Raw genomic sequence first — 5682 nt, 5'->3', positions numbered from 1 at the left:
AGGGTGGACCGGGGCGACATGGTGACTTACTCCTACTGGGATCTCGCAAGGACGCGATCCCCGGAGTGCGCTCATAGTGACGCAGGGGATGGCTCGAACGACATTGTCCAGGAGTACTAGGACCATGACCAGCCCGAGTCCCCCAAACGGGTCAGGGGACGAGGCGTCCGAGCTCCGCGATCGTGACCTCCGTGAGGTCGGCACGGACGTGGCGGCGTGCGCCGGGGGCCACCGGCACGTGGTTGGGCACCACCAGGACCTGGCAGCCGGCGGCCTCCGCGGAGGTGGTGCCGGTGTTGGAGTCCTCGATCGCGACGCAGTCCTCCGGCGCGACGCCCAGGGCGGAAGCCGCCGTGAGGTAGGGCTCCGGGTGGGGCTTGCCGTTGTCGACCTGGTCCCCGGTCACGACAACGGCGAAGGTCTCCGGCGGCAGCTCGCGCAGGATGGGAGCGACGAACCGCGCGTAGGACATCGTCACGAGCGCGCACGGCACACCAGCGCTGTGAAGCGACACCAGCAGCTCCCGCGCGCCGGCACACCACGGCACGTGCTGCTCGACCTTCGCGACGACCCCGTCGAGGAGCAGCTCGACGATCTTCTCGGGCTCCAGGGCGATGCCCATGTGCTCCTGGATGTAGCGACCGGACGCGAGCAGGTCGTTGCCGACCAGCGCGAGGGCGTGCTCGTGGCTCCAGGTGCCGCCGTACGTCGCCGCGAGCTCGAACTCGGTCTCGATCCAGTAGGGCTCGGTGTCGACCAGGGTGCCGTCCATGTCCCACAGGACGGCTGCCGGGGCGCCGGTCGGGGCGCTGGCCGAAGCATCGGGCCGCACTCAGTCCTCCGGGTCGTAGCCGAGGTTGGGCGAGAGCCAGCGCTCGGTCTCGGCGAGCGTCCAGCCCTTGCGCTCGGCATAGTCGGCGACCTGGTCACGACCGATACGACCGACGACGAAGTACTGCGACTGCGGGTGGCTGAAGTACCACCCCGACACCGAGGCGCCCGGCCACATCGCCATCGACTCGGTGAGGGTGATGCCGGTCGCGGCCTCGACGTCGAGCAGCTCCCAGAGCAGAGGCTTCTCGGTGTGGTCAGGGCAGGCGGGGTAGCCCGGGGCGGGTCGGATGCCGGTGTAGCGCTCGGCGATCAGGTCGTCGCTGGTGAGCTGCTCGTCGGCCTCGTGGCCCCAGAACTCCGTGCGGACCCGCTGGTGGAGGCGCTCGGCGAACGCCTCGGCGAGCCGGTCGGCCAGCGACTCGACGAGGATCGCGTTGTAGTCGTCGTGGTCGGCCTTGAAGGCCTCGACCCGCTCGGAGAGCCCGATGCCGGCCGTGACGGCGAAGCCGCCGACGTGGTCGGCGAGGCCGGTGTCCTCGGGCGCGACGTAGTCGGCCAGGGACCGGTTGGGCACGCCCTCGCGGTGGTCGCCCTGCTGGCGCAGGTGGTGGAGGACGACGCCCGAGGTCTGGCGGGTGTCGTCGGTCCAGGTGACGGTGTCGTCGCCACGCCCGTTGGCCGGCAGGAAGCCGTAGACGCCCTTGGCGGTCAGCCACTGCTCCTCGACGATCCGGTCCAGCATCTCCTGGGCGTCGTCGTAGAGCTTGCGCGCGGTCTCCCCCGCGGTGGGGCTGTTGAGGATGTCGGGGAACTTGCCCTTCATCTCCCACGCGTTGAAGAACGGCTGCCAGTCGATGTAGTCGCGCAGCTCGCCGATGTCGTAGTCCTCGAGCACGTGGATCCCCGGCTGCTTCGGTGCAGGGGGCACGTAGCCGTCCCAATCGATCGGGGTCGCGTTGGCCTTCGCGGCGTCGTAGGACAGCAGCTTGCGCTCGCTCTTGCCCGCGTGGCGGGCGCGGAGGGCGTCGTAGTCCTCCTTGACGTCGGCCATCAGCTTGGCGCGTCGGTCCTCGTGCAGCAGTGCGGCCGCGGTGGGCACGGACCGCGAGGCGTCCTTGACCCACACCACAGGGCCGTCGTACTTGGGGTCGACCTTGACGGCCGTGTGGGCGCGCGAGGTGGTCGCTCCCCCGATCAGCAGCGGGATGGTCAACCCCTGACGCTGCATCTCGGTGGCCAGGGTGACCATCTCGTCGAGCGAGGGCGTGATCAGGCCGGAGAGACCGATGATGTCGGCGCCGACCTCCTGGGCTGCGTCGAGGATCTTCTGCGGTGGGACCATGACGCCGAGGTCGATGACCTCGTAGTTGTTGCACTGCAGGACCACGCCGACGATGTTCTTGCCGATGTCGTGCACGTCGCCCTTGACCGTGGCCATGACGATCGTGCCGTTGGTCTCCTTGACGGTGGCGTACTCGGGGTTGTCGAGCTTCTCCTGCTCGATGAAGGGGATCAGGTAGGCGACCGCCTTCTTCATCACGCGTGCCGACTTCACCACCTGCGGGAGGAACATCTTGCCGGCACCGAAGAGGTCGCCGACGACGTTCATGCCGTCCATCAGCGGGCCCTCGATGACCTCGATCGGGCGGCCACCACGGGCCGCGATCTCGGTGCGAAGCTCCTCGGTGTCGGACTCGACGTGGGCGTCGATGCCCTTGACGAGGGCGTGGGTGATGCGCTCGCCGACGGGCAGCTCGCGCCACTCCTCGGCGGCCGCCTCGACCTTCTCGCCCTGCTTGTTGTGCTCCTCCGCGATCTCGAGCAGCCGCTCGGCGGCGTCGGGGCGTCGGTTGAGCACCACGTCCTCGATGCGCTCGCGCAGCTCGGGCTCGACCTGGTCGTAGACGACCAGCGCACCGGCGTTGACGATGCCCATGTCGAGCCCCGCCCTGATGGCGTGGAAGAGGAACACCGCGTGGATCGCCTCGCGGACCGGGTTGTTGCCCCGGAACGAGAAGGAGACGTTGGAGATGCCGCCGGAGACCTTGGCACCCGGCAGGTTCTGCTTGATCCAGCGGGTGGCCTCGATGAAGTCCAGCCCGTAGGACGCGTGCTCCTCGATGCCCGTTGCCACCGCGAAGACGTTGGGGTCGAAGATGATGTCCTCGGGCGGGAAGTCGACCTCGTCGACCAGGATCCGGTAGGCCCGCTCGCAGATCGCCTTGCGACGCTCGAGGTTGTCGGCCTGGCCGTCCTCGTCGAAGGCCATGACGACCGCGGCAGCGCCGTACTTCTTGCACAGGCGGGCCTGGGCGCGGAAGGCGTCCTCGCCCTCCTTCATGGAGATCGAGTTGACGATCGGCTTGCCCTGGACGCACTTGAGGCCGGCCTCGATGACCTCCCACTTGGAGGAGTCGACCATGACCGGGACGCGGCTGATGTCGGGCTCGGAGGCGACCAGCTTGAGGAAGCGGTCCATCGCGGCGACGCCGTCGATCATGCCCTCGTCCATGTTGACGTCGATGACCTGCGCGCCGTTCTCCACCTGTTGGAGTGCGACCGCCAGCGCGGTGTCGTAGTCGCCGTCCTTGATCAGGTTGCGGAACTTCGCCGAGCCGGTGATGTTGGTGCGCTCGCCCACGTTGACGAAGAGGCTGTCCTCGTCGATCGTGAACGGCTCGAGACCGGAGAGCCGCATCGCCGGGCGTACGTCGACGGGCTCGCGCCGCGGCTTGCCCTCGACGACCTGCGCGATGGCCTCGATGTGCGCCGGGGTGGTGCCGCAGCAGCCCCCGACGAGGTTGACGAAGCCGCTGTCGGCGAACTCCGCGATGATCGCGGCGGTCTCCTCGGGCGCCTCGTCGTACTCACCGAAGGCGTTGGGCAGGCCCGCGTTGGGGTAGCAGGAGACGAAGCTGTCGGCGAGACGGGACATCTCGGCGATGTAGGGACGCATTTCCTTGGCGCCGAGCGCGCAGTTGAGGCCGACCGCCAGGGGGCGGGCGTGGCGCACGGAGTCCCAGAACGCCTCGGTGACCTGCCCCGAGAGGGTGCGGCCGGAGGCGTCGGTGATGGTGCCGGAGATGATGACCGGCCAACGACGGTCGTACTCCTCGAAGAGGGTCTCGACGGCGAAGATCGCTGCCTTGGCGTTGAGGGTGTCGAAGATGGTCTCGATGAACAGCAGGTCCGAGCCGCCGTCGAGGAGGCCACGGCCGGCCTCCATGTAGGCCGCGACGAGCTGGTCGTAGCTCACGTTGCGGGCCCCGGGGTCGTTGACGTCGGGGCTGATGGACGCCGTGCGGGTCGTGGGGCCGAAGGCGCCGGCGACGTAGCGCGGGCGGTCGGGGGTGCGCTCGGTCATCGCGTCGCACTCGGCACGCGCCAGGCGGGCGGACTCGTAGTTGAGCTCGTAGGCGAGCTCCTCCATGCCGTAGTCGCCCAGCGAGATGGCATTGGCGTTGAAGGTGTTGGTCTCGATGAGGTCGGCGCCGGCCTCGAGGTACTCACGGTGGATGCCCGCGATGATCTCGGGCTGGGTGAGCGTGAGGAGGTCGTTGTTGCCCTGGAGGTCGCTCGCCCAGTCGGCGAAGCGCTCACCGCGGTAGCCGGCCTCGTCAGGGCGGTCCCGCTGGATCGCCGTGCCCATGGCTCCGTCGATCACCATGATCCGCTCCTGCAGGGTGGCAGTGAGCGCCTCAGTGACATCGGGGCGTAGGTCGCGCGATCGGGACAACGGGACTCCTCTCGGACGGTCCGGCGCCACGCTCGACGGCCGGCCCTCCAGCGTAGGAACCACGTCCCAGGACGTGGACTTGTTTCCCGAATGGTGACACCGGCCGAATCACCGGGTGAAATCCTCGCCGGTCCCCGCGTCCGGTCCGTGACACCCCGACTAGGCTTTCCCGGTGATCGAGATCGAGGACGCGCCCGACCTGGTGGACCCCCTGGTGATCGCGGCGTTCGAGGGCTGGAACGACGCCGCCGACGCCGCGTCCGGGGTCGTCGACCACCTCATGGACGTCTGGAACGCCCGCGTGGTCGGCGCCGTGGATCCCGAGGACTTCTACGACTTCCAGGTCAACCGGCCCGTCGTGGGCACCGACGAGAACGGCTACCGCCGCCTCACCTGGCCCAGCACCCAGATCGCCATCGCCTCTCCCCCGGACCTGGACCGCGACGTCATCCTGATCCGCGGCATCGAGCCGTCGATGCGGTGGCGCCAGTTCTGCGCCGAGCTGCTCGCGGCCGTCGACGAGCTCGGCGGCGAGCTCGTCGTGACGCTGGGGGCGCTCCTGGCCGACACCCCTCACACCCGCCCGATCCCCGTCACGGGCACCGCGACGGAGCCCGAGCTCGTGGACCGGCTCAAGCTCGAGCAGTCGACCTACGAGGGCCCGACCGGCATCGTGGGCGTCTTCCAGGACGCCTGCGTGAAGCTCGACGTGCCGGCCGTGTCCTACTGGGCGGCGGTGCCCCACTACGTCGCGCAGCCGCCGTGTCCCAAGGCGACGCTCGCGCTGATCGGCCAGCTGGAGGACCTGCTCGAGGTCAGCATCCCGCTCGGTGACCTCGCCGAGGACGCCCGCGCCTGGGAGCGCGGCGTCGACGAGCTGGCCGAGGAGGACGAGGACGTCGCCGACTACGTGCGCAGCCTCGAGGAGACCCGCGACACCGCCGACCTGCCCGAGGCCTCCGGCGAGGCGATCGCACGCGAGTTCGAGCGCTACCTCAAGCGGCGCTCCGACGAGGATCCCGGTCCGGCCTGATCGGGCGGTGGGGCTGGCTCGGGCCGCTCCGGGGTTGGGGGTTTGGGAACCACCCCCATGTCGTGGGCCCCCGGGGGGG

At 69.4% G+C, this 5682-nt stretch carries 3 protein-coding genes; 1 reads left to right on the top strand and 2 read right to left on the bottom strand.

Annotation, left to right across the window (positions count from 1 at the left end; all coding sequences use genetic code 11):
• Positions 1 to 151 precede the first annotated feature (151 nt).
• Together RMN98_RS06380 and metH are read right to left on the bottom strand one after the other, a co-directional pair.
• The gene (locus tag RMN98_RS06380) at positions 152 to 832 is read right to left on the bottom strand and encodes an HAD family phosphatase (RefSeq protein ID WP_309647968.1); all 681 of its coding nucleotides are present in this window, start codon (positions 830 to 832) and stop codon (positions 152 to 154) included.
• A complete protein-coding gene (gene metH / locus RMN98_RS06375; protein WP_309647967.1) occupies positions 833 to 4570 on the bottom strand; it encodes a methionine synthase in 3738 nt (1245 codons plus the stop codon).
• A gap of 172 nt (positions 4571 to 4742) precedes the next feature.
• On the opposite strand from metH, the gene RMN98_RS06370 reads away from it, so the two are divergent.
• Positions 4743 to 5603 (top strand): PAC2 family protein, encoded by an 861-nt coding sequence (locus RMN98_RS06370; RefSeq protein ID WP_309647966.1) that lies wholly within the window; start codon positions 4743 to 4745, stop codon positions 5601 to 5603.
• Positions 5604 to 5682: the final 79 nt, after the last annotated feature.

Origin of the sequence: Nocardioides sp. (genome assembly GCF_031397825.1) — a bacterium.
GTDB lineage: Bacteria > Actinomycetota > Actinomycetes > Propionibacteriales > Nocardioidaceae > Nocardioides.
This window is presented reverse-complemented; position numbering and strand designations above follow the sequence as displayed.